The following is a 26,868-nucleotide window of genomic DNA, read 5'->3' as shown; positions in this document are numbered from 1 at the left end:
ATCAGCGTTGCTGCCCGTTTAGCATAGCGAATTGGAGTTTGTAAGGCCTGACAACGGGCCCGGGGCGATTAGGTACATGGACTGGTTTGCTGCACATGCCGGCCGGACACATTCCACCCGAAAGGGTGAGGACAGCGGCGATGCCGGAAGCGTTCAACGAACTGCAGGCGTGATCGATCAGGGTCGCCCGGGCAACCGCCGGGCGAGCCAACTTCAATTGCAACAGGGCCGCGCCGTGGTCTGGGCACCGGTCAGCCTGGTGTGCGGGCTTACGGCTTACTTTTCCTTGCCGGTTGAACCGCCTGTCGTGGCGGGACTGGTCATGGTGTTGATGGCGGCCGGGCTGCTTCTGGCTGCGCGCGCGGGCCGGGCTGGAGCTGTGGGGGTGCTGGTGGGCTTCGCACTTGCCGGATTTGTACTGGGGCAGGCGGGGACGGCTGCGACGGGGACAAAAGTCCTGCCGGCCTCCACCGGAAAGGTGACTGTCAGTGGCTGGATTGACGAAGTGGGACCGGTGACCGGCAAGCGGCGGCGAATGGTTGTTGCGATAGACGCGATTGAGGAGGTCAAGACTGAATACTGGCCGGGCAAGGTGCGATTGTCTGTGTCCGCAGATCGCATCGGGTCCCTTGTGCGCGGGGACTATGTAACATTTCAGGCGTGGCTTTATCCGCCCCTGACGCCCGCCATTCCTGGCGGATGGAATTATGGCCGGGTCGGTTGGTTTGATGGAATCGGTGCCGGCGGACGGGTTGCATCGCCGCTTGCAAAACCCGGAACCAAACCGGACCTGCAGCGCTGGTCGGACAGGTTGGCGGAGCTGCGGGCGGGCATTGCCGATCGCATGCGCACCCATCTTCCGCAACGTGAAGCAGGGTTTGCCGTCGCGCTGATCACCGGCGAGCGATCCGGTCTCGACAGGAACATGCGCGAAGCGCTGCAGCTGTCGGGCCTTGCCCATATTCTGGCGATATCCGGCCTGCACATGAGCCTGGTTGCCGGCGGTGTATTCTGGCTGGTGCGCGCGCTGCTGGCCTTGTGGCCAATGCTGGCGTTGAATTATCCGGTCAAGAAGTTTGCCGCCATGGCAGCCCTGGGAGCGGCCGGTTTCTATCTGATGATTTCCGGCCAGGCGATTGCCACGCAGCGGGCATTCATCATGCTGTCGGTGATGTTTCTGGCGGTGCTGCTGGGCCGCTCGGCTATTTCCATGCGCAACCTGGCGGTTGCTGCCATCATCGTCTTGCTGATCGCGCCGCAGGCCGTGCTGACTCCGAGCTTTCAGATGTCGTTCCTGGCCGTCATGGGGCTGATCGCCGGGTACGAGATTCTGGGAGGCTGGCAGACAGGGTTCCGGGCCGGGCTGGCTGCCAGACCGCTTTACCAGAAGGTGCTGATTTACGCCCTGCTGATGTTGCTCGGATTGTCCACCACCACCATTATCGCCAGTGCCTTCACGACTCTGCCGGCCGCGTTTCATTTCAACCGGTTTGCGGCCTGGGCGCTACCCGCCAACCTGCTGGCCATGCCCGTCGTTACATTCCTGGTAATGCCCGCTGCGGTGGCCAGCGTCTGCCTGATGCCGTTCGGACTGGAACACTGGCCGCTGCAGGCCATGTCCCTGGGGCTTGAGGCAGTTCAGGCGATTGCGGTCATGGTATCGGGCTGGCCGGGGGCGACCAAGGTTGCCGGCGCCATGATGCCCGAACTGGCCTTCCTGTCCGGCATGGGGCTGTGTTTCCTGGCGCTGTGGCGCGGCAGCCTGCGCCGGGCCGGCGGTGGACTGGCGGTCGTGGCGGGGTTTGCAGCGATTGCGCTCGGGCCGCGGCCGGACATACTGATCGAGCGCACCGCGGCAACCATGGCGGGCAGGATGCAGGAAGGAGGCCTGGTACCGGTTTATGGGCGCCGTGGCAGGTTTGCCGTCGAGCGCTGGTTGCTGGCTGACGGTGACGGCGCCGACCTGGCACAGGCAGCGAAGCGTGCAGGCTGGAGATGTGCCGATGATTTGTGCCGGAGCGAGGTGAAAGGTAAAACCGTGCTGTGGCTTGGGCGCAAGGCCAAGCCGCCACCGGATTGCCGGGCAGCTGACATCGTCGTGTCCGCCAATCCTCTGCGCCGGACATGCGGATATCCGACGTCCCGACAACTCCATATCGACAGGTTCGACGTGTGGCGCAATGGCGCGCATGCCGTCCACATCACCACCGACGGCAAGCCTGAGGTGACAACAGCACGCGGGGCTTCCGGTTCCCGCGCGTGGGTCTATGCGCCGGTGGCGCGGCGCAAGATACTGCTGGTCGATCCGGGGCCGTGGGTTGAAAAGCCCGCTGCCGGTTCAACTCCCAAGACCCAAACCGGTCAGTAACGGCGCAACAGGCCGGCAAGCGTTCCTTGTACCTGCACCTGGTCAGGGCCGAAAATACGGGTTTCGTAGGACGGATTGGCGGCCTCCAGCGCAATGGAATCTCCCTTGCGCCACAAGCGCTTAAGGGTGGCTTCCTCATCCTCCACCAGGGCAACCACGATCTCGCCATTGCGGGCCGTGTCGGCCTTGCGGATCAGCACCGTGTCGCCGTCCAGAATACCGGCTTCGATCATTGAATCACCGTTGACCTCCAGCGCGAAATGCTCGCCGGGGCGCAGCATGTCGGGCGGCACAGGTACGTTGGTGGTATGATCCTGAATGGCGGCAATCGGCACACCGGCGGCAATGCGGCCCATCATCGGCACGTCGATTGTCGCTGCAACCGGTGCGGCCGGAGCAGGGGCCTTGTCTTCGGCCATGCCGCGCGAGCCCTGGATGACACTTGGATTGAATGGTTTGCGCTCCGGCTTGCCCATGACGGCGGGCCCGGCGGATGAGTCCGGCATTTTCAGTACCTCAAGCGCCCGTGCGCGATGCGGAAGGCGGCGGATGAAACCGCGCTCTTCCAGCGCCGTGATCAGCCGGTGAATGCCGGATTTGGACCGCAAATCAAGCGCTTCCTTCATTTCCTCAAACGATGGCGGCACGCCGGTTTCTTTCAGCCGGTCGTGGATCAGCATGAGCAGTTCGTGTTGCTTGGCGGTCAGCATCAGGTGTTTTCCTTGCCGTTTGTCAGGATGGCTTGAACAAAAGTTGTGCCAACCAGAATCAGAACAAATGCGAAACCTTTATGACATGTTCCTGCTATGTTCGGCAAGGGGTGGGTGGGAAATTGTTGAATTTCGCGGAGTTTTCCAGCGTTTCAGGGAGACCCGACGCTGATATACGAACAGATCCAATGTTGTTTCCGATGGCAACCCATGATGGCGGCCACGGGTTGAAGCGCCATATTGAAAACGCGGTCAGTCTGTCGGTATCGGTCCGTCCAGCGGATGCTGAGGCACGTCCGGGAAATCCTTGAACCCAGATTTGCGCGAGGTCGGTTTGAAACCCACAAATGAAGGTTCGCTTGCTGCGATGCGGTTGCGCTGTCTGACTGTCATTCTCTCACTCCAATAAGTAAACGAATGTGCTTATGCCAAAAGTCTGCAGGCCCGGACTTGCGAGTTCAACCGTGTTAACCGATGCGTAATTGTACAAGCATCTTGTGTTAATGTTGGCGTTTTCACCGTCCTGTCCGGTAACACAACTCACACAGTCCTGCGGCTCATGAAACCACAGCAGTCCTGAACACTTTCTGAACGAGATATCGGAATGAAGTCTTATCCCCTGGTCGAATGACCGTATTCGTTTCCCATGCCTGGTACGAGACCAGCCTGTCGCTTCGACCGAATATAACGTTTGTCAACTTTATGGCACTGATTCTTTCGCAACCCAGGTGGCTGTTTGCAGGCTCCTAAAAATCCAGCAACAGCACCTGAACCTGCTCACCCGCCTTTGCCGCGGGTGCATGGGGAGGGCGGATTACCAGGCAGTCGGCTTCGGCGAAGACGCGCTGCATGGAGCTGTCCTGTCTGGGGAAGGGCGTTGCGACCAGTTGGCCCTTGTCGCCGCGGGCGAGCGTGGCGCGGATGTAATCCTGGCGTTGGTCATTGCGGGCCATGCCTGTGTCCAGAACGGCGGCAACGGGATCAAAGGACCGCGTGTCACCGGTCATCTTTGCAATCAGCGGCAGGATGAACAGCCTCGTGCACACCATGGCGGAGACCGGATTGCCGGGCAGGCCGATGACGCGCTGGTCGCCGCGTTTGCCGAACATCAACGGTTTGCCGGGGCGCATGGCGATTTTCCAGAAGCCGATCTTGATGCCGGATTTTTCCATGGCCGCCTGCACCAGGTCGTGATCACCCACAGAGGCTCCGCCAATAGTGACGAGAATGTCGGACCCGGCGGCGCGTTCGATGGCCTTTTCGATGCGGGCTGTCTTGTCAGGGATGATGCCGAGGTCAACCGGTTCGCCGCCATGGCGGGTAATCATGGCGGCAATGGCCAGAGCATTTGATGAAATGATCTGGTCATCGCGGGGGTTGCTGCCGGGTTCGACCAACTCATCGCCGGTGGCCAGCAGGGCAACGGACGGGCGACGCACGACCGGCACGCGGGCATGGTTCATGGCCGCCGCCAGGCCAATCTGCCGGGCGCCCAGCACAGTGTGCCGGGGAAGCAGTGTTTCACCCTTTTTGAAGTCGAGCCCGGCGTGGCGGACAAAGCTGCCCGGTGTGGACGATTCCAGCACGATCACCGCGTCCTTGCCGCTGGTCTCCGTGTTTTCCTGGATGACGACGGTGTCAGCCCCCCTGGGCATCGGCGCACCGGTGAAAATGCGAACCGCCTTGCCCTTGCCGACACGCCCGGAAAAGCCGTGTCCGGCAGGCGCTTCGCCAATTACCTTCAGTGTGGCAGGGATTTCGGCAATGTCTGCAGCGCGTACCGCATATCCGTCCATGGCCGACGCTGCAAACGGCGGTTGCGCGCGCTGCGCCTTCAACGGCCCGGACAGCACCCGACCGTGTGCATTGGACAGCGGCACGTCTACCGCGCCCAGCGGTTTGACGCCCTTTAAAATCTGCGCCAGTGCATCATCGACCGGAAGCAGGCTCATGAGCTGGTATCTGCCTTGAAGTGGCCGGACTTGCCGCCCTGCTTCTCGATCAGCTTGACGTCGGAAATGATGATGCCGCGATCCACTGCCTTGACCATGTCATAGACCGTCAGGCAGGCCACCGACACGGCGGTCAGGGCCTCCATTTCAACACCGGTCTTGCCTTCAACCTTGACGCTGGCGGTGACATCCACCGCATTGTCGGGCTCGTTGATTTCCAGGTCTACGGTGATTTTCGAGATCGCCAGCGGGTGACACAACGGGACCAGCTCATGGGTGCGCTTGGCTGCCATGATGCCGGCAATGCGCGCGGTTGCGATCACGTCGCCCTTCTTGGCCATGCCGGACTTGATGAGTTGCACGGTCTCAGCCAGCATTGAGACGCGGCCTGCGGCGACGGCAATGCGAGTGGTCACCTGTTTTTCCGACACGTCGACCATGTGGGCGTTGCCCGCATCATCGAGATGGGTGAGCTTGCCACTGCTCATGCGCTTGCCCGCAAGCCGTCCGGCTTTGTCAGGATGGCGCTTGTGGCCCGGGCCACATCCGGCTGGCGCATCAGGCTTTCACCGATCAGGAAGGTCGAAACATTGGTGCGTTCCAGCCGGGCCAGGTCTGCCGGGGCGAACAGGCCGCTTTCACCGACTATCAGCCGGTCAGCCGGCACCATGGGGGCGAGGCGTTCGGTGGTCTCGAGGCTGGTCTCGAACGTCTTCAGGTTGCGGTTGTTGATGCCGATCATGCGAGTCTTGAGTTTGAGTGCGCGCTCCAGTTCGGCTTCGTCATGCACTTCGGCAAGCACGTCCATTCCCAGTTCAAACGCGGTCTTTTCCAGTTCGGCACACAGGGTATCGTCGATCATCGCCAGGATGAGCAGGATACAGTCGGCCCCCCAGGCGCGGGCTTCCAGAACCTGGTATGGGTCAAGCATGAAATCCTTGCGCAGTGCGGGCAGTGCGGTTGCCGAACGGGCCTGCATCAGGAATTCCGGTGCGCCCTGAAACGATGGCGTGTCGGTCAGCACCGACAGGCAGGCCGCGCCGCCTTCCTCATAAGCCTTTGCCAGGCTTGGCGGATCGAAATCCTCGCGGATCAGGCCCTTGGACGGGCTGGCCTTCTTGACCTCGGCTATCAGCGCCCATTTGTTATCGGCAAGCTTGCTTTCAAGCGCTCTCAAGAACCCGCGCGGCGCGCTGTTGGCCTGGTTCAGACTGGCATTGGTAACCAGGCTGGCTTCGGGCACGCTTGCCTTGGCCACGGCGACTTCCTGGCGCTTGTAGGCTGCTATCTTGTCGAGGATGGTGCCGGTCATACGTTCGATACCTCAACCAGCTTGTCGAGCACTTTCATAGCCGCGCCGGAATCGATGGCCGCTTCGGCCTGTTGCGTTCCGGCCTTCAGGTCTTTGGTCTTGCCGGCCACCAGCAGGGCAGCGCCTGCGGTCATGGCAGCGGCATCACGGAAGGCATTGTTGTCACCCGACAGGACACCGCGCAGGGCCTCGGCATTGTGTTCCGCATCGCCGCCCTTCAACTCGTCAAGCGAGCGGCGTGTGATCCCGGCGTCTTCCGGCTCGATCTCGAACGTGGTTACCTTTTCGTCCTTCAACTCGGCCACCCAGGTGGTGCCGGTCGGGGTGATTTCGTCAAGACCGCCTTCGCCGTGGGTTACCCAGACGGCGTCCGAGCCGAGCTGCTTCATGGCATGGGCAAGCGGTTCCACCCAATGCCTGGCAAACACGCCGATGACCTGGCGCTTCACGCTGGCCGGGTTGGACATCGGTCCCAACAGGTTGAACACGGTGCGCGTCGCCAATTCGACGCGGGACGGTCCGACATGGCGCATGGCGGCATGATGGGCTGGCGCGAACATGAACCCGCAACCTGCCTCGGCAATACAGCGCGCAATGATATCCGGCTTGGCTTCAATGTTGACGCCGAGGGCTGCCAGCGTATCGGCGGCGCCGGATTTCGACGACAGCGCCCGGTTGCCGTGCTTGGCGATTGGAACACCGGCGCCCGCGGTGACCAGGGCCGCACATGTGGACACATTGTAGGAACCGGATGCATCGCCGCCGGTGCCGACGATATCGATGGCACCTTCTGGTGCGGTAACGGGCAGCATTTTTTCGCGCATGGTCATGACGGCGCCGGTGATCTCGTCAACGGTTTCACCGCGCACTCTGAGACCCATCAGCACCGCGCCGATCTGCGACGGTGTGGCGTCGCCCGACATGATGATGTCGAACGCGGTGCGCGCTTCATCCACGGACAGCGGCGTGGCGTCGGCAATTTTTGCAATCAGCGGTTTCAGATCAGCCATGGTCTCAAGCCGTTTCAACTTCTTTGTAGGCGTCTGCCAGTTTCAGGAAGTTACGCAATATCGCATGGCCGTGCTCCGATGCAATGCTTTCGGGGTGAAACTGTACGCCGTGAACGTTCAGCTGCTTGTGCTGCAGCCCCATGACAATGTCGCCGGTGGACGCGGTAACCTCGAGGCAATCGGGCAGGGAGGCGCGCTCAACCACCAGAGAATGATAGCGGGTCGCCCGAAAGGTTTCCGGCAGGCCTTCGAACAGACCCTTGCCGGTTGAAGCGACATCCGACAGCTTGCCGTGCATCAGTTGCTGGGCGCGCACCACTGTGCCGCCGAAGGCCTGTCCGATGGCCTGGTGGCCCAGGCAAACGCCCATGAGCGGGATATTGCCGGCGGCTTTTTCAACCAGTTCCAGGCAGATGCCTGCCTCGTTCGGCGTGCACGGGCCAGGCGACAGGACGATGGCCTCGGGCTTCATGGCGATTGCCTGATCAGCCGTAACAGCGTCGTTGCGGATGACTTCGGTGTCAGCGCCCAGGTCGCCGAGAAAATGGTACAGGTTCCAGGTGAAGCTGTCGTAATTGTCGATGAGCAGGATCATGGAAGTTATTGCCCCCTCGATGCGCGGCCAGCAAAGCGGACCGCTTCTTCAGCCGCGCGGAACAGCGCCTTGGCCTTGTTGATGCACTCGTCCTGTTCAGCCTGCGGAACGCTGTCGGCTACGACACCGGCGCCTGCCTGCACAAACATCTTGCCGTCCTTGACCAGTGCGGTGCGCAGGACAATGCAGGTGTCCATTTCGCCGGTCGCTGAAAAATACCCGACACAGCCGGCATAGATGCCGCGCTTGGTGCTTTCCAGTTCGTCGATGATTTCCATGGCGCGGACTTTCGGGGCGCCCGACACGGTACCCGCCGGAAAGCCTGCGCTCAGTGCGTCGATGGCGTCATACTTGTCGTCCAGTTCGCCTTCAACATTGGAGGAGATGTGCATGACCTGGCTGTAGTATTCCATGATGAACTGGTCGGTGACATTGACCGAACCGATCTTGGCAACACGCCCGACATCGTTGCGGCCCAGGTCGAGCAGCATCAGGTGTTCGGCCAGTTCCTTGGGATCGGCCAGCAATTCTTCGGCCAGGGCGCGGTCTTCCGCCGGTGTTGCGCCACGCGGCCTGGTGCCGGCCAGCGGGCGGATTTCCACCTTGCCGTCGCGCACCCGGACTAGGATTTCCGGGCTGGATCCGGTAATGGCAAAGCGGTCAAACTCAAGGTGGTACAGGAACGGCGACGGATTGACCCGGCGCAGGGCCCGGTACAGTGAAAATGCCGGCAGGGTGAATTCGGTCTCGAAGCGCTGCGACAGGACCACCTGGAAGACATCGCCGGCGGCAACATACTCCTTACCCTTCAGCACCATCTCCTTGTAGTCCTCAGGCGTGGTGTCCGACTTCGGGTCGCTGATCGGGGCGGCGTCCGGATCGTCAAAAGCCTGCAGTTCCAGGGGCCGGTCGAATGCATCGACAACCGCGTCGAGCCGGTCACAGGCGCGCGCGTAAGCCGCCTTTGCCGAAACATCGGCGTCCGGAAACACCGGGGTGATGACGGTAACCTCGTCCTTGACCGCGTCAAAGATGGCCATGATGGTCGGGCGGATCATGATGCCGTCGGGCACGCCGAGCACGTCTTCATTGGGATCAGGCAGCTTTTCCATCTGCCGCACCATGTCGTAGCCCATATAGCCGAACAGTCCCGCGGCCATGGGCGGCAGGTCGGCGGGCACGTCGAAATGGTTTGCGGCCAGCAGGTTGCGCAGGGATTGCAAGGGCGCTGCATCATCGGCGACGAACGGGCCGTCTGCGTCGATCAGGGCGCGGGTGTTGATTTCAGCCTTGTCCCCGGTTACCCGCCAGATCAGGTCAGGCTTCATGCCGATCATCGAGTAACGGCCGCGCACGGCGCCGCCTTCCACCGATTCCAGCAGGAACCGGTAGGGTGCATTTCGCGTGAGCTTCATGAACGCGGAAACCGGAGTTTCCAGGTCCGCCACCAGCCGCGTATAGACGACCTGCGCCTTGCCGGCCTGGTAACAGGCATTGAAGCTGTCGCTGTCGGGAGCGATCTGCATCGGGTGAACTTTCCAAAAGAGGCTTTAGCGAAATGGGTTTAGAGCAGGTTTGGGGAGGGATGTGAAGCCGTTTTGGGATTGGTGAGGGGGTTTTTTAGGTCTATGGGCGAAATCGCCCGGACCCGCTTGTGCGACAACCTGAGTGTCAGGCGTGCCAGCCGCGCCGGGCCAGTGTGGCGGACGGTAATTCGCCGAACCGGCAATAATACTGGCGGGAAAAGCGCCCCAAGGCACCGAAGCGGTATCTGGTTGCGGCAGCGGCGACGCTGTCGAACCTGCCCAGCACCAACCCGTTGTGAATGGCTTCCAGCCGGGCGGCGCGCAGATAGGCCATTGGTGACTGCCCCACAAAGCGCTGGAAATGATGATTGAGCGTCCGCCCGGGAACACCTGACACTTCGACGAGATTGGAAAGCGTCATGTCCGTATCCAAGTTGGCCCGGATGTAATCGATGACGCGTCTGATGTCTTTTGATGACGGACCCTGTCGAAGTTGCGGAATCCGCTGCGAGGCTGAGTGCGGGTGAAGCGCCAGCAGGGTAGTGGCTATGGACTGAAACAGGTTTGTCTGAACCTGCATTTCCGAAAGCGCAAATGGATCCTCGTCGTCGCGCTGTGCGGCCCTCAACAAGAGATTGGCGACACCGCGTTCTGCAGGATTGCGCAGCCGAAAGTCGGGTGTAAAAGAAATGGACCTGCTCAAATGCGTTCCCAGCCAATCTTCCGCGAAGCAGTGAAATTTTGAGCCATCAAGCCGAACGCCCAGCATGCCCTGGTTTTCCCTCACGATAAATGGGTCTTCAGCCCCGGGTGATGCGAGGCGCGTCAAAATCGGCACTGCGCTCAACCTGTCTGCGGCGTTCCCCTGCACTGCGACGGCAATCCAGTAGTGCGGGTTTTCGGTGACCGCGTTCAGCTTCATGTTGTGTGAGTAGCTGAAATAATAGCAGTCGAGTAATGGTCCGGTATGCACATTCGCCACTGTCCTTACTTTCGCTCTAGTACCGACGGCTTGCGTAGGAACGAGGTCCAAGGTCTGGGCGTAATGAGCCGACTGGCTGACGTGAAGGCTGTCTGTCCTCAGGATGGGGTGGTTGTTGAACAGCTTCAGTTCTCCTTTTTGACCCAGCGTAAGTTAACAGTGTGACCGGCTCAACTCAAATATTCTTGCCAAAATCGCACAGTCGTCATTGAGCCTCCTTGGCCGGCATTGGGAGATGAAGCACCGTTGTCATCTGTTGGGTCGACTGAAGGAGGATGATATAATGAGAATGCCCTTCCGGAGTGCAATATCAGCTCTCCTCGCAATCGCTGCATTGTTGGTTGGTTTTGCCCAATCTGCAGGTGCCCAAAGCTTCACTTCGGATGAACAGCCCCCGGTCATTTGTCCTTTGAACACTTTTGTGACCGGCATCACATGCACCGGCAGCAGGTGCGACAATGTCGGTATCACCTGTACGCGTCCCGGTGGCGCAAGCTGGGCTACTGGCCCAACACCGAGGGCGTATTTTTCAGATGAAACGCCTGGACAAAGCAATTGCCTGCCCGGTGAGGCAATCGTGGGACTGACTTGCCAGGGTTCGAATTGCGACAATCTCTCCATCATGTGCGCAAGGGCGTCCGGTCAGAACTTCATTGGCTGTGGTCAAACAGGCTCGGTTTCGGAAGAGAATGGATCGCTGCAGGTACCTGCGGGCGAGGTCGCACGCGGCATGACCTGTGCCGGCCGCCAGTGTGATAACAAGACGCTTATTGCTTGCGGACCTGCCTCAATTTCGCGATCCCGCATAATTGATGCCGGGACAAACCCCACCGTAAGAGACAGCATGCACTCTTGTCCGTCCGGGTTCGTTGTTGCAGGCGTGCACGGGGACCGAAATGACCTGCTATGTTTCGGGCCGACGATCCGCCCGCTGTTCGTGGCACTGAGGGACCCGACCAGAATCGACATTGCGCCTTTCCCGGTTCCTGGAGAAGCAGCGATTAACTGGTGCGGCAACAGTCATGTTGTTACCGGTGTTCATGCCGGACGAAACACCTTCACCTGCATGCGGGTCTCGGGAGCCCTGGGCCCACCGACCCTGGACCGAAACACGGTGGACCGTGGCATGCACGCCTGTCCTGGCGGCAGCGTGCTTGTGGGCATCGACTTCCCAACCAATCGCTTCGTCTGTTCAACTTTCTCGGGGTAGGTGCCTTAATGCGTTCAATTCAGGATTTGAATGCCGCATTCAATACATTGCTTGACTATGGCTGATCAGCGTCCGCTGGAACATCCATGTCCCTGGCTTGCTTAAAGGTGCCTGCCTTCAGGCGCATGCTGTCTTCGAGAACCGACGCCAGGGCCGCGATGCTGACGAGGAAGCCCGAGATCGGCACAATTGCGATGGCATATTTCTTGGGCATGTAATTCGGCTTGAAGACGAAGCCGCCATCTTCCCATGCAAAATACCACATCTCCCAGTATTTGCCGCCCATGGTTGAAACGGCCTCCATGCCATAGACGATCATCACGACGCCCAGTGCGCATATCACCAGTGACCAGAATTGCTGGATAAAAAAGGAAGCCTTGAGCGGCAGCCAGGAATAGATCAGGTCCAACGCGATGTGATCCTTGTCGCGGACCGTCAGGGCCAGTGCGAAGAACACCAGCCAGATGTTGCTGAGAACCGTCAGGAGGTCACCCCAGACCGGCGGGTTCTCAAAGACGTAGCGCATCACGACGGAATAGACCGTGAAAGCCACCATCAGCAGCAGCAGAACCGCGCAAAAAGCGGTCAGGGTTTTCCTGACAGCGCTGTCGACAAACTTTGCATATGCCAGCATTACGAAAGCTCCTCGCAAATTTCTGTTGCCTTGTCCGATGCGCCGCCATGCCGGTTGTTATGCAATTTGCTCCCCATCACTTCACGAACCCGAATGCCTTGGGAAGATACATGGTGAAGTCCGGCACGACGATCAGGACGAACAACAACGCAAACAGTGCGGCTAGGTACGGCAACATCGCCATGGCGACTTTTTCCAATCGCACGTTTGCGATTGCACCGGCGGTAAAAAAGGCTACCCCGACCGGCGGCGTGACCGATCCGATCAGGAACCCGACCACCACGACCAGCGCGGCCTGAACATCCGGGTATCCCGCCTTGACCATCACATCCACCAGGACCGGACCGACCACGATGATGTTGGCGGCTGAATCCATGACCATTCCGAGCAGGCAGATGAACAGCACCAGCACCAGAGCGAACAAGACCGGGTTGTAGGTGTAACTCAGCAGCCATTGCTCCAACTGGTTGATTGCGCCCAGAGAGGTCAGCAGCCAGCTGAACGGACCGGAGGCGGCGATAATGATGAACACCATCGCGGAATTGCGGAATGCGCGGACAAACGCGCTCTTGCAGTTGGTCCAGGTGATGGTGCGATAAATGAACAGCCCGATGAAAAGTGCGATGGTTGCGGTCAGCGCTCCTGCCTCGACAACGCCGGCAATGCCGAACACGACCGAACCCACCAATACGATGGGAATGAGCAGCGCAAACGATGACTTGTAGCCGACAACTGCAATCGCCTTCAGACTGAACGGCTCCTCGCTGCGCTCGAAATTGTTGCGCCTGGCGATGATGTAATTGATCACCATCAGCACGATACCGATCATGATGCCCGGCACGATGCCGCCGGCGAACAGGGCACCTACCGAAATACCGCCTGCATTGGCCAGCACAATCATCATGATAGACGGCGGGATTATCCCGCCGATGGTCGAGCTGACCGCAGTGATCGCTGCAGCAAAGGCCGGCGGGTAACCGGCTCGCTTCATGGACGGAACCAACAGTGATCCGACAGTCGCCGTGTCGGCCACGACCGAACCGTTCATACCGGCAAAGAACATGCTGACCAGTACATTCGCCTGCGCCATGCTGCCCCGCATGCGCCCGATCAGGCGCTGGCTCAACTCCACCAGCCTGTCGGTAATGGTGGCGCTGGTCATGAGTTCGCCGGTCAGCATGAAAAACGGAATTGCGGTCAGCGGCACCGAGTCGATGGCGCTGAACATCTGGCTGGGGATCAGGATCATCGGGGCTGCGTCGGTGATTACGATGTAAACAACCGGGATAAGGATCAGGGTAAAGCCAACTGGGGCGCCCAGCATTATCAGCACCACGAGAATTATAAGAAGCGCAATGCTTTCCATTTTTGCTTTGTCCTGTAACCGCGTGACGGAGCGGTTTGACCCCACCGCAGGGTGTACCTTAGCAAAGAAACAGAGAATGGCGCGGAGACAACTCCGCGCCAGCCCCGATTATTCTACAGAGCAGTTGGTATTACAGCGCGCCCGCCTTTTTGAGCTGGGCAATGAAGTCTGTCATGCCCTGTTCTTTCAGGACCCGTTCGGCGGTTGCCGGGTCAAAGCTGCCTTTGGCGTTGAGCCAGGCATCGATCGCACCTGCGCGCCAGAGTTTCAATTCTTCATCATTCGGCACGTACCATTCCTTGATGTCTGCCTTGATGGCCTTTTCGCCGGATTCAACCCAGTCGCGATCAAGCTCCTGCACCTTCTGGCCAAATGCCTTGGCGGCAGCGTGCAGCCATTCCTTTTCCTGATCGGTCAGCGCATCATACTGGCGTTTGTCCATCGACAACTGGTTGCCTGACCAGGAACCGCCTATCTCGGTGTAGTATTTTGCAACCTCGTGCAGCTTTGCGACGTGCTGCCAGGGTGTTGCAACATACTGGCCGGAGACGACCCCGGTCTGCAGGCCCTGATAGAGTTGCGCCCAGTCATAGGGCACCGGCACGGCACCCCAGTTCTTGATTAGCGTGTATTCGATCGGGCTTTTCGTGACGCGCCACTTGATGCCTTTCATGTCGGCGGGGACATGCACGGGGCCATGGGCATTGCCAAGCTGCCGGAAACCACCGCTGGAATAGACGGTCAGGCAGACATGGCCGGCTTCTTCTGCGGCGATATCGCACTGCTTTTTGGCCAGCCACTCGGATGAAATGCGATCTGCGTCCTCAATGCTCTTGAAGATGTACGGCAGGTCGAAAATTGCCAGGGCGGTGCCGAAGTTACCGAAATTCGCGGTGGAGCTGGTCCACAGTTGCAAGAGACCCTGGTTGGCCTGCTCGCCACAGCTTTGTTCGCTGCACAGCGACTTGCGGTAGTGCGGTTCGATGGTCAGCTTTCCGCCGGACGCTTCCTTCAATGTCGGGATCAGTGCCTGATCGATCGCATCGCCGATCGGCATTCCCAAAAAGCCCACGGTTCCCAGTTTCAGAACCTTTTCGGCAACAGCTGACTGAGCGAACATGGTCATGGCTGCGGCAACACATAGTATCTTCCCTACAGACTTTATTCTCATCGGCTTCATCTCCCATTGATGAGTTTTTCTGCCTGTCAGTGTTTACCGCGTGCCCGCTCATTGAAAGTGACAGATGGATCGAATGAGGGGGACAGACAAAAATTGCCGCTGACGCCAGCACTTAGAAACGGCTAGGATCCGGTGTAAGACAAGGGCTACGACACCCCCGGAGCATCCAGTTGAGCTTGACCACGCCCCAATTCCTGAAACTGCCCGGCAGCTCCAACCTGAGCCTGCGCGACCAGATATGCGAAGTGGTGAGCGCGGCAATCACTTCCAAGTCGCTGGCTCATGACCGCCCGCTTCCTTCGTGCCGCGAACTGGCGGACCAGTTCGGTGTCTCCCGGAACACGGTTTTCGCTGCGTACAATCGTCTGGTGGATCTGGAGCTCCTGGTCTCGCGCGACCGCTCCGGCTATTTCGTCAATCCGCAGATCGCTCCATTGCAAAAACTGGACAGCAACGACGCCCAAGGTGAAGATACTGTCCCTTGCCCTGTGAGCTTCCAGGCCAACGATTTGATGCCTGTGGTCAATCCGCTGGACTGGAACGCCTATCCCTATCCATTCATCTACAACCAGATTGATCCCGACCTGTTTCCGGTTGACGGGTGGCGCGAGTGCACCAGGCAGGCGCTGGGCCGCAAGCAAATGCCGGTCTGGGCCAGCGATTCAGTCGAAAGCGACAGCCCGCAGCTGGTGCAACAGCTGCGGCAACGCCTGTTGAACACCCGCGGCATCTATGCCGAGGATGATGAAATCCTTATTACCCTCGGATCACAGAACGCACTGTTCATACTGGGCACGATCTTTTCGCGCTCCGGCAAACCGGTTGCGCTGGAGGATCCCGGGTTTTTCGGCGCGCGCAACGCGTTCCGGCTTTCGGGCAACGAACTGATCGGTGTGCCGATTGATGGTGAAGGGCTGATACCATCAACCATTCCAACAGGTTGCCAGCTGGTGTTCACAACACCCAGTCACCAGTTTCCGACAATGGTCACCATGAGCCAATCGCGCCGGGAGGAGTTGATCGAAGCTGCCGGCAAAAAGGATTTCATGATCATCGAGGACGACTACGAAGCCGAGATGAACTATGTCGCGAAATCCTCGCCGTCGTTGCGATCAATGGACAAGGCAGGCCGGGTTATCTACGTGGGGAGCCTGTCCAAGACCGTTTCGCCGGGTATCAGGCTCGGGTTCATCGTTGCCCACCGGGACATCATTCGTGAGGCGCGAATTGCGCGTGGAGTGATGATGCGGCATCCGCCCACCATTGTGCAGGAGATCGTGGCGCTGTTCTTCCGCCTTGGCCACTACGATGCCCATCTTCGCAATATCGAACGGCGCTACAAGAAACGCTGGCATGCCATGAACGACGCGCTCACAAAACATCTTGGCATGTTGCAGCATACGGAGTCTGAGGGCGGAACCTCATTCTGGCTGACTGGCCCTGAAGGGTTTGACGCAGCTGGATTGGCCGCGCGTCTGCGCGACAAGGGCGTGTTGGTGGACAGGGGACGGGACTACTACCTGAACTACAACAACAACAGGAGCTTCCGCCTCGGATTTGCCTATGTGCCGGTGTCCAAACTGGAGGCTGGTGTGAAAGTGATCGCCGAAGAAGTTCGCGCGATGCTGTAACACCACGAGCGGGTCACCGGTCCATCTGTCCCTTCGAATGGAGGCACCTGTCTCTCGTCGCAATCGAAAAATTTGAGTTAGCTGAAACCAGGGACGCCTTGGTCATGGTGCTCTTGTGCGCCAACATTCAAACTGGGAAATTGACCTTTTGAATAATTTGATAAACCCCAATCAGCAAGTCAGGCCATTCCAGTTCCTCGTTGCTGACGAGACGCTGGAACACATCCTTGCGCGGGTTGCAGATTATCCCTGGCATGAAATGCCGGATGACGGCGGCTGGGAATACGGGACCAACCTCGATTACCTGAAACAGCTTTGCGCCTACTGGATCGATGGGTTCGACTGGCGTGCACAGGAAGCGCGGATCAACAGTTTTTCCAACTACATAGCGCCTGTCGACGGCATCGACATGCACTTCATTCTCGAACAGGGCAGTGGCCCCGAGCCAATGCCCTTGATGATCAGTCATGGCTGGCCCGGATCCGTGGCGGAGTTCTATGACCTGATCGAGCCGCTTGCCCATCCCGAACGCTTTGGCGGCAATGTTGAAGACGCCTTTACCGTGGTCGCCCCGTCGCTGCCGGGATTTGGTTTTTCCGGGCGTCCTCCGCGCCCTTATGGCCCCCGGAAAATGGCCAATGTCATCAATTCGCTGATGACGGATACGCTGGGCTTCGACAGTTACCTGGCACAAGGTGGTGACTGGGGCGGAGCGATCTGTTCCTGGCTGGGTTTTGAACATGCGCCGGCATGCTCCGCCATTCATATCAACGTGCTGACGATGCGCCATCCCGACGGGCCGCAATCCCCGGACGAAGAGGCATGGGCAGCGCAATTCGATCATGACCAGATCATGCAGAACGGCTATCGAACGCAACAGGCGACCCGGCCGCAGACGCTAAGCTATGCAATGATGGACAGTCCCGTCGGCGTCGCTGCCTGGCTGGTCGAGAAGTTCAATTCCTGGTCGGATGTGAAGGACAACGATATCGAAGCCGTCCATAGCAAGGATGACCTTCTGACCAATATCATGATCTACATCACCACCCGGACTTTCAATACGGCGTCGTGGATCTATTACGGACGGCGCGAAGAGGGCGGGCGCATTTTGTCTCCCGACGGCAAACGTGTCGAGGTTCCCACCGGTTGCGCCGTGTTTCCGGCGGAAATGCTGAACTGGCCACCCAGATCCTATGCCGAGCGCATCTACAACATACAGCACTGGACGCAGATGCCGCGAGGCGGCCATTTCGCCGCGATGGAAGAACCCGGCTTGCTTCTGGAAGATATTCGCAAATTTGCCCGTTCCCTGCGCCGCTAACACGACGGAGATCAGCCATGACCCTTTCCCATGCCGAATTTCAGGCCATTGCAAACAAGCTGAAACCACGCGGCCAAGCCTATATCAACGGAAAATTCTGTGATGCGGTTGATGGCGAAAAGTTCGAAACCGTCAACCCGGCAACGGGCCAGGTCCTGACGAGCGTTGCCTACTGCAAATCCGCCGATGTGGACAAAGCCGTCGCGGCGGCGCGCCGGGTTTTCAATGCCGGTACCTGGTCGCGGGCGGAGCCCGAGCATCGTAAAGACGTTCTGCTGAAGATTGCGGCACTGGTGCGCGAGCACAGCAACGAGCTGGCAGTTCTCGAAAGTCTCGACACGGGCAAGTCCATCACCGACTGCCTGCATGAGGTAGGCACGGAAGTGCCGAATTTCTTCCAGTGGTATGCGGAACTGGCCGACAAGACGTTCGGTAAGATTGCCCCCACCGGTCCCGACGCACTGGCACTGATCACCAAGGAGCCTGCCGGCATCGCTGGTGCGGTGTTGCCGTGGAATTTTCCACTGGTTATGGCTGCCTGGAAAATTGCTCCGGCCCTTGCAGTTGGGTGTTCGGCGGTTATCAAACCTGCCGAACAGACGCCGCTGACCACGATCCGCCTTGCCGAATTGATGCAGGAGGCCGGCGTGCCCGAAGGTGTCATCAACATCGTGCCGGGCTTCGGGGAAACCGCCGGCAAAGCCATCGGCATGCACAATGATATCGACACTGTGTCCTTCACAGGTTCAACCGAAGTGGGTCGCATGTTCATGCGCTATTCCGGCGACAGCAACCTCAAGGGTGTGGGGCTTGAAATGGGCGGCAAGAGCCCGTTCATCGTGCTTGAAGACGCCGCGATCAACGACGACCTGATTGAACATGCAGCCATGTCGGCATTCTGGAACGGTGGACAGAACTGTTCTGCCAATATGCGACAGCTGATTGCAGCCCCGTTGGTCGAGGAGTTTACCGGACGCATCATTGACAGGGTCAAGGCGTTCCAGCTGGGCGATCCGCTGGACCCGGCGACGGATATCGGATCAATGATCACGAAAGACCACAAGACAATGGTGATGGACTACATTCAGGCCGGCATGGACGAAGGCGCGGAAAAACTGACGGGCGGCGGAAGTGATTTGCCCGGATACTTCATCGAACCCACCGTCTTTCAAAACGTCACACCTGACATGAAGATCGCGCGTGAAGAAATTTTCGGTCCGGTCCTCGGCATCATGCCGGTAAAAACCACTGAAGAGGCCCTGGCTGTTGCCAGCGACACAGATTACGGCCTGCATGCCACAGTGTTCACGAAAGACATCGATCGTGCGATCCACATGGCCCGGTCACTTCCGTGCGGCACTGTTTCAGTCAACGGCTTTTCGGAGGGTGATATCAAAACCCCGTTCGGCGGTTACAAGCAATCGGGTTCGCTTGCCCGCGACAACGGCACCGAGGCCCTGGAGCAATACCTTCAGACCAAGACAATCTGGATCCAGACAAGCGCCGCTTGAGCAAACTCAAACCTTAGTAATTGCTATGCTGCACAGGTGCAGGGGCGCCGCTGGCTATTCTTGCCCAGACGGTGTCGTTGATTGTCACGCCGATCTGTTCCTGCAGGGCGTTGACATATTCGGCATACAGGTCGTTGGACAGGTTGGTTTCCAGCACCTGTTTAATCGCCTTGGCCTCTTCGGAGCTGGAATTGAAACCGGTGCCGAGGACCGGCGTCGAGGCGATGATCTTGGCCGACTTGCCGTCATTGGCAATGGCGAATGCCTTGCCGTTTTCCGGGACCGAGAACAGCGCTGCTATGTCGGCGGTGTTGAAGTTGGCGGCAGTCCGGTTGCGCCGAACGCCGTTGACGGTTTTGACTTCGGCATTTTCCGTCTTTGCCAGGTCGGCAATGGGGGTGCCGGAGCGCAGCTTTGCGACCAGTTCTTCTGCCTTCTTGCGTGTCGCACTTGCCGCCTCGCGCGCTTTCCAGGTGTCGGACACCTTGTCCTTGATATCATTGAAGGCGGGCACGGCCGTTGCAACGATGTCGCGGGTTTCCAGCCAGGTGAAACCGTCATCACCGTCGATCAGCGGCGAGATTTCCAGGCCGATTTCGGTCTCAAACGCTGTGGCCAGCGAGTTGGAATGGCCGGGGACCACAACCGACTTGCCGTCGTTGCCGGTGCCGTCAAGGGCAACCGGGCCGACATTGGCGACCTTGACGCCGATTTCCGCGGCGGCTTCTTCCAGTGATGCGCCGCTGGCGCGGGCATCTTCAAACTTGTCGTGCAGATCGAGCAGCTGATCACGGGCCTTGGTCGCGCGCACAGCCGTTGCCAGTTCGTCGCGCATTTCATCCAGCGACCGTGCACCGCTGGTGCCGACAATCTTTGCCTTGAGCAGGACGGTTGAAAACCGGCTCTTCACCGGGTCGGACACGGCACCGTCAGCGAGCGCAAATGCGGCTTCGGCAACGGCCGGATCGGGAATGGCGGATTTCGCCACTGTACCCAGCGAAATATCGGACTCGGTCTTTCCCTGTTCCTTGGCAATGTCTTCAAAGCTGGTGCCGTTCTTGATTTTCTGCGCGGCGGCTATTGCGTCCGCCTCATTATCAAACGCGATCTGCAGCACGGTGCGGGTCTCCGCCGCGGCCAATTGTTTCTTGGTCGCTTCATACTGGCGCTTCAGGTCGTCTTCGCTGACCTGGATGCCGGCCATGATCGCCTCTGGCGTCAGGGCGACGATGGACATGGTGCGGCGTTCCGGTTCCCTGAACAATTCCTTGTTTTCATCATACAGCGATCTCAGGTCGGCATCGGTCGGCTGTTTCGTCTCTTCAGGCAGTGTGAACTCGAAATAGGTGGCATCGCGCTGCTCGGTGCGATGCTTCCAGACCAGTTCGACCAGCGTGTTGGGCACGACTGCCTGGGTGGTCAGCGGCTGCGAGATAACCTGGCGGGTCATGCTCTCGCGCTCTACCGCGAAGAACTGCTGCTCGCTGAAGCCATTCTGGCGCAGCAGGTTGCGGAAGCTGTTGGCGTTGAAGGTGCCGTCGGCACCCTGGAACTGCGGGCTGTCGGCAACACGCTGGGCAACGACACGCTCGGGCATTGTGATGCCGAGTGCGGCGGCCTGGCTGTCCAGCGCTGCATCGCGCATCAGGTCGCCGAGGATCTGACGGTCAATGCCAAGCTGGCGGGCGCGGTCCGGGGTTATGGTCTCGCCGAGGCGGCGTGAATAAACCGACAATTGCCGGTTGAAGGCTTCGGAGAATTCGTAGGAACCGATTTCACGGTCGCCGACTTTCGCCAGCGTTTCCGAGTTGCCGCCACGCAGCATGTCTTCAATGCCCCACACGGCAAAACTGCCGGCCAGCAGGGCGATGAATACCTTGGCGATGATGCCGCCGGATTTGCTGCGCAGTGCGGTAAGCATGAAATCTTCCTCGTAACGTTTCTGGTATTACCTATATATAACGTGAATCATGCGCCGCAAGCGTACAGATCACCATGATATTTGATCGCGCCAATCAAAAATCATAAAAATGATCGCTCTCAGGGCGCTAGAGCAACTTTATGGGTTCTATTGAAGCCATGTTGCGCTATGGGCGTAAGTTAAGTTTTGGTAACACTGGTGTTGGTAACACCGGCAGATGCAATAGCAAGGGATAAACGCACCATGAAGCCATTGGCGGCAGGGAACTGGAAGATGAACGGCCTGAAGGCGTCGGTTTCCGAAATTAACGCACTGAAAGACAGTCTCGACGGCGCGGCACCTGCGTGTGACGTGATGATCTGCCCGCCGGCAACACTGGTCTTGCCGCTGGCAGACGCAGCAGCGGGAAGCGCTGTCCAGATTGGCGCGCAGGACTGCCATACTGCCGTTTCCGGTGCCCATACGGGCGATATTTCGGCTGCCATGTTAAAGGATGCCGGGGCTGCAGCAGTGATCGTGGGGCATTCTGAACGGCGTGCTGATCATGGCGAAACCAGTGAACTGGTGAAGACCAAGGCTGAAGCGGCCATCGCCGCGGGCCTGACGGCGATTGTGTGCCTGGGTGAGACATTGGCTGAACGCGAAGCTGGTGATACGCTGAGTGTCGTTCACGCGCAATTGAACGGATCACTGCCCGGTGGAGCGACCGGAGCGACCACCGTCATCGCCTATGAGCCGGTGTGGGCGATCGGTTCCGGACTCACTCCAACTGCCGACCAGGTGGCTGAAGTGCACCAGGCGATCAGGGCAGGGCTGTCAGCACTGACCAGTGCGGAAGAAGCCCATTCAATCCGCATTCTATACGGCGGCTCAGTCAAACCGTCCAATGCAGCCGAATTGATGGCCATCGATAATGTGGATGGCGCACTGGTCGGCGGTGCAAGCCTGGCGGCTGATGATTTTGCCGGCATCATCGCGGCGTTCTGAACGGTTTACATTCGCGCCCCAAACGCCTACATGAGCGCCAGTTGTTATTTTCTATTCGTGACAAGGTTCGAGACATCCCATGATAGCCGTTATCACCGTGGTTCACCTGTTGATCGTTATGGCCCTCATCGGCGTCGTGCTGATGCAACGCTCCGAAGGCGGTGCGCTTGGCATTGGCGGCGGCGGCGGTGGCGGCGGCGGCATGTTCACCTCTCGCGGTGCCGGCAGCGCCTTGACCAAGACCACGGCTATCCTGGCAGTGTGTTTCTTCGTGACTTCGTTGTCCCTGGCTTATCTGTCGCGCGGCGACTCCGGCGGCAGCTCGGTGCTGGATCAGGTCGCGCCCACCCAGTCACAGGGTGGACAGGACGGCGACGGCAGATCGGTTTTGCCGACACTTCCAGGCACTCCGCCTGCGCCGACGGAACCTGCAGTTCCTACGCAGTAGTCCATTTCGCTCACGCAAGCAGCCTTTGGCTGCGCTCCGCCAGGGCGCACATCGTGCGAAGGCCGGTCGGCCTTGCCCCGGCACTGCGTGCCGGGGATTATTCCGCTCACGCAAGCAGTCTTGCGGCTGCGCTCCGCCAGGGCGCACTTCGCGCGACGGCCGGTCGGCCTTGCCTCGGCACTTCGTGCCTCGGTGGGAATTCATAACGACGGGTGTTCAGGATCGGAGAACGGCGCGAAGCACGCAGTGCCGGGTAAAGCTGTTCGACCAGAACAATGCATCACAACCGGCACCCGCCTGAGTGATGAACTCCCAGCCAGGCCCGGCCAGCGGAGCGCAGCCGAAGGCTGCATGCGTGAGCGAAACAATTCAAACCCATCGCTCATTGCCGTCCGGTTTTCTGATTCTGACACCCTGATTGCGATTGCGTGAAAAATGCCGTTGACAAGTTTGTATATTAATATAACCATTTAGTTATGGAACAAATAGGTTATACGCAATCACAACCCGATCTCGATGCGATCTTCTCGGCACTGGCAGACCCGACGCGCCGGGCTATCCTGTCACGGCTTGCCGACGGCGAGGCATCGGTCAACGAGATTGCAGCGCCATTCAAGATGAGCCAGCCGGCAGTCTCGAAGCACCTGAAGGTGCTGGAGCGCGCCGGTCTGATCGAGCGCGACATAGTCGAACAGCGCCGTCCTGCGCGGCTGAAAGCTGACAATATGGCCGCTGCCGTCGACTGGCTGGACGAGTTCAGGGCTTTCTGGGGCAAGAGCTTCGATCAGCTCGACGACATTCTAGTTCATATGAAACAAACCGAAGCGAAGGATAAAGGCCATGACTGACGTACCTGAATATATTGTCGAGCGGATGTTCGATGCACCGCGCGACATGGTCTGGAGGGCATGGACTGACCCTGAACTGCTGGCACGCTGGTACGGTCCGGGTGTTGACACAATCATCCACAAGTTTGACCTGAAACCCGGCGGTGAGTGGCTCAACGAGATGAAGTGGGGCGACAAGTCCGATCTCAGCAAGGCGGTGTTCCAGGAAGTCGTGCAAGAAGAAAAAATGGTCTGGCACCACTCGTCCACGGATGCCGACTGGAACATTGTCTCCAATCCGATGATGGCAGACTGGCCGCGTGTTTTGCTGACCGTCGTGACGTTCGAGGATGCCGGTTCTCAAACTAAAGTCAGGCTGACCTGGACACCGATGGATGCCAGCGAGGCCGAGATGGCCTGCTTTGCCAATGTCATGGGCAATATGAGCAAGGGCTGGGAAAGCGGCTTTGCCATCATGGACGAAATGCTGGCCGAAATGCAGGGCAGCTAAGCCTGACAGGGCTTCATGGCAATCACCAATTTTGCGAGCGGAGTAACGGAAGTTGCTTCGCTCGACCGTTGTTTCGGAAGGTGCAAACCTGGCTTGTGACAATTCACACATCAGCCGGGTGCCCGCTCCGCTATGATCAGTTCAAATCGGTCAAAGCCAGAAAAGCAGGAGGCGAGAATTGACCCACATTAGCAAAAACCGGCTCGCGTGGCCGCACAGTGGCTGATGCTTGAAAGGATCTTCCGCTGGCCTCAACAGCCTGACCAAGGAGATCACTATGACTGACAATATTCTCAGAAACACTGCATTGGCGGCGATTGCCGCCACAACACTGCTGTCGGCAACGTCCTTCATGTCCGAAGACGCCGATGCCCGGACCGCCAGGTGCGGCAGCCACAAGGACGTGGTGGCATTTCTCGGAAACAAGTACAAGGAAACCAGGATCGGCATGGGATTGATAAATGCCGGCCAGATGATGGAATTGTACATGTCCGAGGAAGGCTCCTGGACCATGCTGATCACGAGGCCGGACGGCGTGTCCTGTTTCGGCCCAGTCGGCAAGAACTGGATGCACATCAAGGCAAAGCCGGCCAAGGCAAAAACAGGCGCCTGATCCTATTGTGACTTTATGGAAACGATCAGGTTTCTTGACTTTGAAAATCTATATGGATGTGATTGCCGTCAATGTCGAAAACATTGACCTGAGTGACGTCAATCCCCGGCACCTGGACGACTTTGTAGTCGATATTCCGGGTGTCGAGATTTTCCAGGAATGATGCATAGCCTGTCGCGGACAGTGCAAAATGCTCAAGTCTGGGGTCATGCCCGGCCGGCTCGCTGTCGACGCCGACAAGGTGCACAACCGGATACTCTCCTGCATACATCCAGGCGCCCGGAAACGGAAATGGCGGCCTGGCACCTGACGTCATGCCAAGGACGTCCTCGTACCATTTTATCATCTGTTCGAGGTTTGCCGTTTTGACGTTCACGTGGTCGAGCCGGTTGAGTTGCATGTGATTTGCCTTTACGGATGCGTGTACCGTCACGGCCATTATTTTGCACGTATTGGGTGGACTTATCTAGCGTTTCGAAATTCAGTTTGCATTCAATCACCCGAAGCCAGGAAAGTGGCTGCATGTTTTCGAGGTTAAAGCGCTTTGCCGATGGCCGGTCGCAGCGGCGATGGTCGAAAACCGATATTTCCGTTGAGTATGAAGTGCTTGGCAGCGATTACGGCGGCTGGCCTGTCGCAGTCAGTGACGTTGGCCCAGGCACAACAGTCTTTTCCTTTGGCGCGGGTGCCGACATCAGTTTCGACCTGGCTGCAATCGAGCGGTTTGGCTGCAATGTGTGGGTGTTTGATCCTACGCCAAAGAGTGTGGCCTGGATAAAAGGCCTGAACCTGCCTGAACAGCTGATGTTTCATCCGATCGGGATCGATCAGGCCGACGGAGAGGTGCAACTATATTCACCTCCCGATCCTGAGCATGTCTCATTTGCAATTAACCCCGCGCCGTCTGCTGAGGGGCAGTTTTCGATTACCGCCAATGTCATGCGGCTTGAATCCATCGTGAGCCATCTTGCTTGCGCACTGCCGGATATCCTGAAGCTGGATGTCGAGGGTTTCGAATATCGGGTGATTGCCGACATCCTGTCGGGTCCGATCCGGCCGGCGCAGCTGCTGGTTGAGTTTCACCATGGAAAGTACGGATTTGACATCAGCGACACAGCCCGCTCGGTGGCCAGCCTGAAGAATGCCGGATACCGCATATTCCATGTGTCACAGAGCGGGCGTGAGTACGGTTTCATTCGCCCGTGATACACATTGTTCTGGAGTCCGGGGACCAACTCATGCCAGGTGAGCGGCAGTTTCCGAAGTGATGGCAGGCGGTTGACTTGATAAGAAAAGTTCCAGGCACCCTCATTCATTATGGGCGTTTCAACCCGGAGCACCGGACCGGTGGGGTAGAGGCATTCGCCAGGAGCCTGAAGCTCGCCTTCGAGGATGTACAGTTCCTCGACAGCCGCAGCGACGGCCCCGGCTCGCAGGCCATGCAGCGGGCAGTGGCGGACGGTTTGCCGGTGGTTTGTGACAATCACCTGGTTCTGGACTGGCCGGACGGATACCCGGTGATCGGATTTCAGCACGGTGTGGCGGCTGAGAAGAAATTCATCACCAGGTCGTGGACGGACTGGTCGCTGGCGCGCCAGCAGGCGCGGGCTGCACGGCGACCATCCACACTCTGGGTTGCCTGCGCCAGATGGATTTCAGACGAGTTCGCAAGACGATACGGTAATCAGGCGCAGCACGTCGTCTATCATGCGGTCGACATAAACCTGTTCGACGGCAGGCTGGACAACCATGGGTCGAAACTGGTTCTTCACGACGGGCGTTCACGACACAAGGGCCGTGATATTTATCCCGTCCTGCGCGCAGCTCTGCCTGACTGGACATTCGAGCCGCTTTCCTGCTGCCCGGCGCAAGTGCCCGAGCGCATGCGCAAGGCCTGTGCGTTCATGCATCTGAGCCGCTATGAAGGCAACAGCATTGTCTGTAATGAGGCGATGGCCATGGGACTTCCGTGTCTGTTTACCCGTGTCGGCCTGATGCGGGATGGCGAACCGCTGGATGTCGGGATTGTCGACGTCGGGCAAGTCTATGGCCGCCGATCAGGGCTGATAGAGTGTGTCGGCTCATTTCTCGATCGCCTGGGTGAGACCTCCTGCAACCCCCGTGGCTGGATTGAGCAAAACACGTCACAGCAGGCATTCATAGAGAATTGGAAAGACGTCATGGCCGGTTGGCGGCATATGAAACAGCACCGCGGTTGAAATCCGACTTTTTGCAACCAACACAAACGGAAAG

At 58.8% G+C, this 26,868-nt stretch carries 25 protein-coding genes; 11 read left to right on the top strand and 14 right to left on the bottom strand.

Annotation, left to right across the window (positions count from 1 at the left end; translation table 11 throughout):
* Window positions 1-76 precede the first annotated feature (76 nt).
* Window positions 77-2,368: a ComEC/Rec2 family competence protein gene (locus DHN55_RS17880; RefSeq protein ID WP_108882889.1), complete on the top strand. Its 2,292-nt coding sequence runs from the start codon at window positions 77-79 to the stop codon at window positions 2,366-2,368.
* Here the strand turns inward: DHN55_RS17880 and lexA are convergent.
* From lexA to DHN55_RS17820, 12 genes are all read right to left on the bottom strand, one after another.
* Window positions 2,362-3,078 carry a transcriptional repressor LexA gene (gene lexA, locus DHN55_RS17875; protein WP_108882888.1) on the bottom strand — a complete coding sequence of 239 codons (717 nt, stop codon included), beginning with the start codon at window positions 3,076-3,078 and terminating at the stop codon, window positions 2,362-2,364. The two genes, DHN55_RS17880 and lexA, sit on opposite strands and share 7 nt — an antisense overlap.
* A gap of 252 nt (window positions 3,079-3,330) precedes the next feature.
* Window positions 3,331-3,471: a hypothetical protein gene (locus tag DHN55_RS22455; protein ID WP_337660480.1), complete on the bottom strand. Its 141-nt coding sequence runs from the start codon at window positions 3,469-3,471 to the stop codon at window positions 3,331-3,333.
* 353 nt (window positions 3,472-3,824) lie between these two features.
* A complete protein-coding gene (locus DHN55_RS17870; protein ID WP_108882887.1) occupies window positions 3,825-5,030 on the bottom strand; it encodes a molybdopterin-binding protein in 1,206 nt (401 codons plus the stop codon).
* Window positions 5,027-5,518, bottom strand: coding sequence for a cyclic pyranopterin monophosphate synthase MoaC (gene moaC, locus DHN55_RS17865; protein ID WP_108882886.1), 492 nt, complete (start codon window positions 5,516-5,518; stop codon window positions 5,027-5,029). Before moaC ends, DHN55_RS17870 begins: the two co-directional genes overlap by 4 nt.
* The gene (gene trpC, locus DHN55_RS17860; protein ID WP_108882885.1) at window positions 5,515-6,342 is read right to left on the bottom strand and encodes an indole-3-glycerol phosphate synthase TrpC; all 828 of its coding nucleotides are present in this window, start codon (window positions 6,340-6,342) and stop codon (window positions 5,515-5,517) included. The genes moaC and trpC overlap by 4 nt, the downstream gene beginning before the upstream one ends.
* Complete coding sequence (gene trpD / locus DHN55_RS17855) at window positions 6,339-7,352, bottom strand: anthranilate phosphoribosyltransferase (protein ID WP_108882884.1); 1,014 nt, start codon at window positions 7,350-7,352, stop codon at window positions 6,339-6,341. Before trpD ends, trpC begins: the two co-directional genes overlap by 4 nt.
* 4 nt (window positions 7,353-7,356) lie before the next feature.
* A complete protein-coding gene (locus DHN55_RS17850; protein WP_108882883.1) occupies window positions 7,357-7,947 on the bottom strand; it encodes a glutamine amidotransferase-related protein in 591 nt (196 codons plus the stop codon).
* 5 nt (window positions 7,948-7,952) lie between these two features.
* On the bottom strand, window positions 7,953-9,473 hold the full coding sequence (gene trpE / locus DHN55_RS17845; RefSeq protein WP_108882882.1) for an anthranilate synthase component I: 1,521 nt from the start codon (window positions 9,471-9,473) through the stop codon (window positions 7,953-7,955).
* A gap of 145 nt (window positions 9,474-9,618) precedes the next feature.
* Window positions 9,619-10,446 carry a helix-turn-helix domain-containing protein gene (locus DHN55_RS17840; RefSeq protein WP_337660479.1) on the bottom strand — a complete coding sequence of 276 codons (828 nt, stop codon included), beginning with the start codon at window positions 10,444-10,446 and terminating at the stop codon, window positions 9,619-9,621.
* Window positions 10,447-11,720: 1,274 nt separating this feature from the next.
* Window positions 11,721-12,299 (bottom strand): TRAP transporter small permease subunit, encoded by a 579-nt coding sequence (locus DHN55_RS17830; protein ID WP_108882879.1) that lies wholly within the window; start codon window positions 12,297-12,299, stop codon window positions 11,721-11,723.
* A gap of 76 nt (window positions 12,300-12,375) precedes the next feature.
* Window positions 12,376-13,665: a TRAP transporter large permease subunit gene (locus tag DHN55_RS17825; RefSeq protein ID WP_108882878.1), complete on the bottom strand. Its 1,290-nt coding sequence runs from the start codon at window positions 13,663-13,665 to the stop codon at window positions 12,376-12,378.
* A 130-nt stretch (window positions 13,666-13,795) separates the two neighbouring features.
* Window positions 13,796-14,836, bottom strand: a complete 1,041-nt coding sequence (locus DHN55_RS17820; RefSeq protein WP_108882877.1) for a TRAP transporter substrate-binding protein DctP — start codon at window positions 14,834-14,836, stop codon at window positions 13,796-13,798.
* A gap of 185 nt (window positions 14,837-15,021) precedes the next feature.
* Here DHN55_RS17820 and pdxR point away from each other — a divergent pair, with 185 nt between their 5' ends.
* From pdxR to DHN55_RS17805, 3 genes are all read left to right on the top strand, one after another.
* Window positions 15,022-16,476 carry a MocR-like pyridoxine biosynthesis transcription factor PdxR gene (gene pdxR / locus DHN55_RS17815; protein ID WP_337660478.1) on the top strand — a complete coding sequence of 485 codons (1,455 nt, stop codon included), beginning with the start codon at window positions 15,022-15,024 and terminating at the stop codon, window positions 16,474-16,476.
* 148 nt (window positions 16,477-16,624) lie between these two features.
* Window positions 16,625-17,797 carry an alpha/beta fold hydrolase gene (locus tag DHN55_RS17810; RefSeq protein ID WP_108882957.1) on the top strand — a complete coding sequence of 391 codons (1,173 nt, stop codon included), beginning with the start codon at window positions 16,625-16,627 and terminating at the stop codon, window positions 17,795-17,797.
* A gap of 17 nt (window positions 17,798-17,814) precedes the next feature.
* Window positions 17,815-19,308 (top strand): aldehyde dehydrogenase family protein, encoded by a 1,494-nt coding sequence (locus DHN55_RS17805; RefSeq protein ID WP_108882875.1) that lies wholly within the window; start codon window positions 17,815-17,817, stop codon window positions 19,306-19,308.
* 13 nt (window positions 19,309-19,321) lie between these two features.
* Here DHN55_RS17805 and DHN55_RS17800 read toward each other — a convergent pair whose 3' ends face one another.
* On the bottom strand, window positions 19,322-21,229 hold the full coding sequence (locus tag DHN55_RS17800; protein ID WP_108882874.1) for a SurA N-terminal domain-containing protein: 1,908 nt from the start codon (window positions 21,227-21,229) through the stop codon (window positions 19,322-19,324).
* A gap of 243 nt (window positions 21,230-21,472) precedes the next feature.
* Between DHN55_RS17800 and tpiA the strand changes: the two genes are divergently transcribed.
* The 5 genes from tpiA to DHN55_RS17775 all read left to right on the top strand — a co-directional run bounded on the left by tpiA (window position 21,473) and on the right by DHN55_RS17775 (window position 24,615).
* Window positions 21,473-22,216 (top strand): triose-phosphate isomerase, encoded by a 744-nt coding sequence (tpiA, locus tag DHN55_RS17795; RefSeq protein ID WP_108882956.1) that lies wholly within the window; start codon window positions 21,473-21,475, stop codon window positions 22,214-22,216.
* 79 nt (window positions 22,217-22,295) lie between these two features.
* Window positions 22,296-22,664: a preprotein translocase subunit SecG gene (gene secG, locus DHN55_RS17790; protein ID WP_108882873.1), complete on the top strand. Its 369-nt coding sequence runs from the start codon at window positions 22,296-22,298 to the stop codon at window positions 22,662-22,664.
* Window positions 22,665-23,140: 476 nt separating this feature from the next.
* The gene (locus DHN55_RS17785; protein ID WP_108882872.1) at window positions 23,141-23,512 is read left to right on the top strand and encodes a metalloregulator ArsR/SmtB family transcription factor; all 372 of its coding nucleotides are present in this window, start codon (window positions 23,141-23,143) and stop codon (window positions 23,510-23,512) included.
* Window positions 23,505-24,002, top strand: coding sequence for an SRPBCC domain-containing protein (locus DHN55_RS17780; RefSeq protein WP_108882871.1), 498 nt, complete (start codon window positions 23,505-23,507; stop codon window positions 24,000-24,002). The genes DHN55_RS17785 and DHN55_RS17780 overlap by 8 nt, the downstream gene beginning before the upstream one ends.
* Window positions 24,003-24,279: 277 nt before the next feature.
* Entirely contained in the window at window positions 24,280-24,615 is a 336-nt protein-coding gene (locus DHN55_RS17775; protein WP_337660477.1) for a hypothetical protein, read from the top strand.
* A 25-nt stretch (window positions 24,616-24,640) separates the two neighbouring features.
* On the opposite strand, the gene DHN55_RS17770 is transcribed toward DHN55_RS17775, so the two are convergent.
* Window positions 24,641-25,015, bottom strand: coding sequence for a VOC family protein (locus DHN55_RS17770; RefSeq protein WP_108882869.1), 375 nt, complete (start codon window positions 25,013-25,015; stop codon window positions 24,641-24,643).
* A gap of 122 nt (window positions 25,016-25,137) precedes the next feature.
* Here DHN55_RS17770 and DHN55_RS17765 point away from each other — a divergent pair, with 122 nt between their 5' ends.
* Together DHN55_RS17765 and DHN55_RS17760 are read left to right on the top strand one after the other, a co-directional pair.
* A complete protein-coding gene (locus DHN55_RS17765) occupies window positions 25,138-25,821 on the top strand; it encodes an FkbM family methyltransferase (RefSeq protein WP_337660476.1) in 684 nt (227 codons plus the stop codon).
* A gap of 77 nt (window positions 25,822-25,898) precedes the next feature.
* A complete protein-coding gene (locus DHN55_RS17760) occupies window positions 25,899-26,834 on the top strand; it encodes a glycosyltransferase (RefSeq protein WP_108882867.1) in 936 nt (311 codons plus the stop codon).
* Window positions 26,835-26,868: the final 34 nt, after the last annotated feature.

It is taken from the genome of Anderseniella sp. Alg231-50, from assembly GCF_900149695.1.
GTDB lineage: Bacteria > Pseudomonadota > Alphaproteobacteria > Rhizobiales > Aestuariivirgaceae > Anderseniella.
The sequence above is the reverse complement of the archived record's forward strand: the minus strand, read 5'-3'. Positions and strand labels throughout refer to the sequence as shown.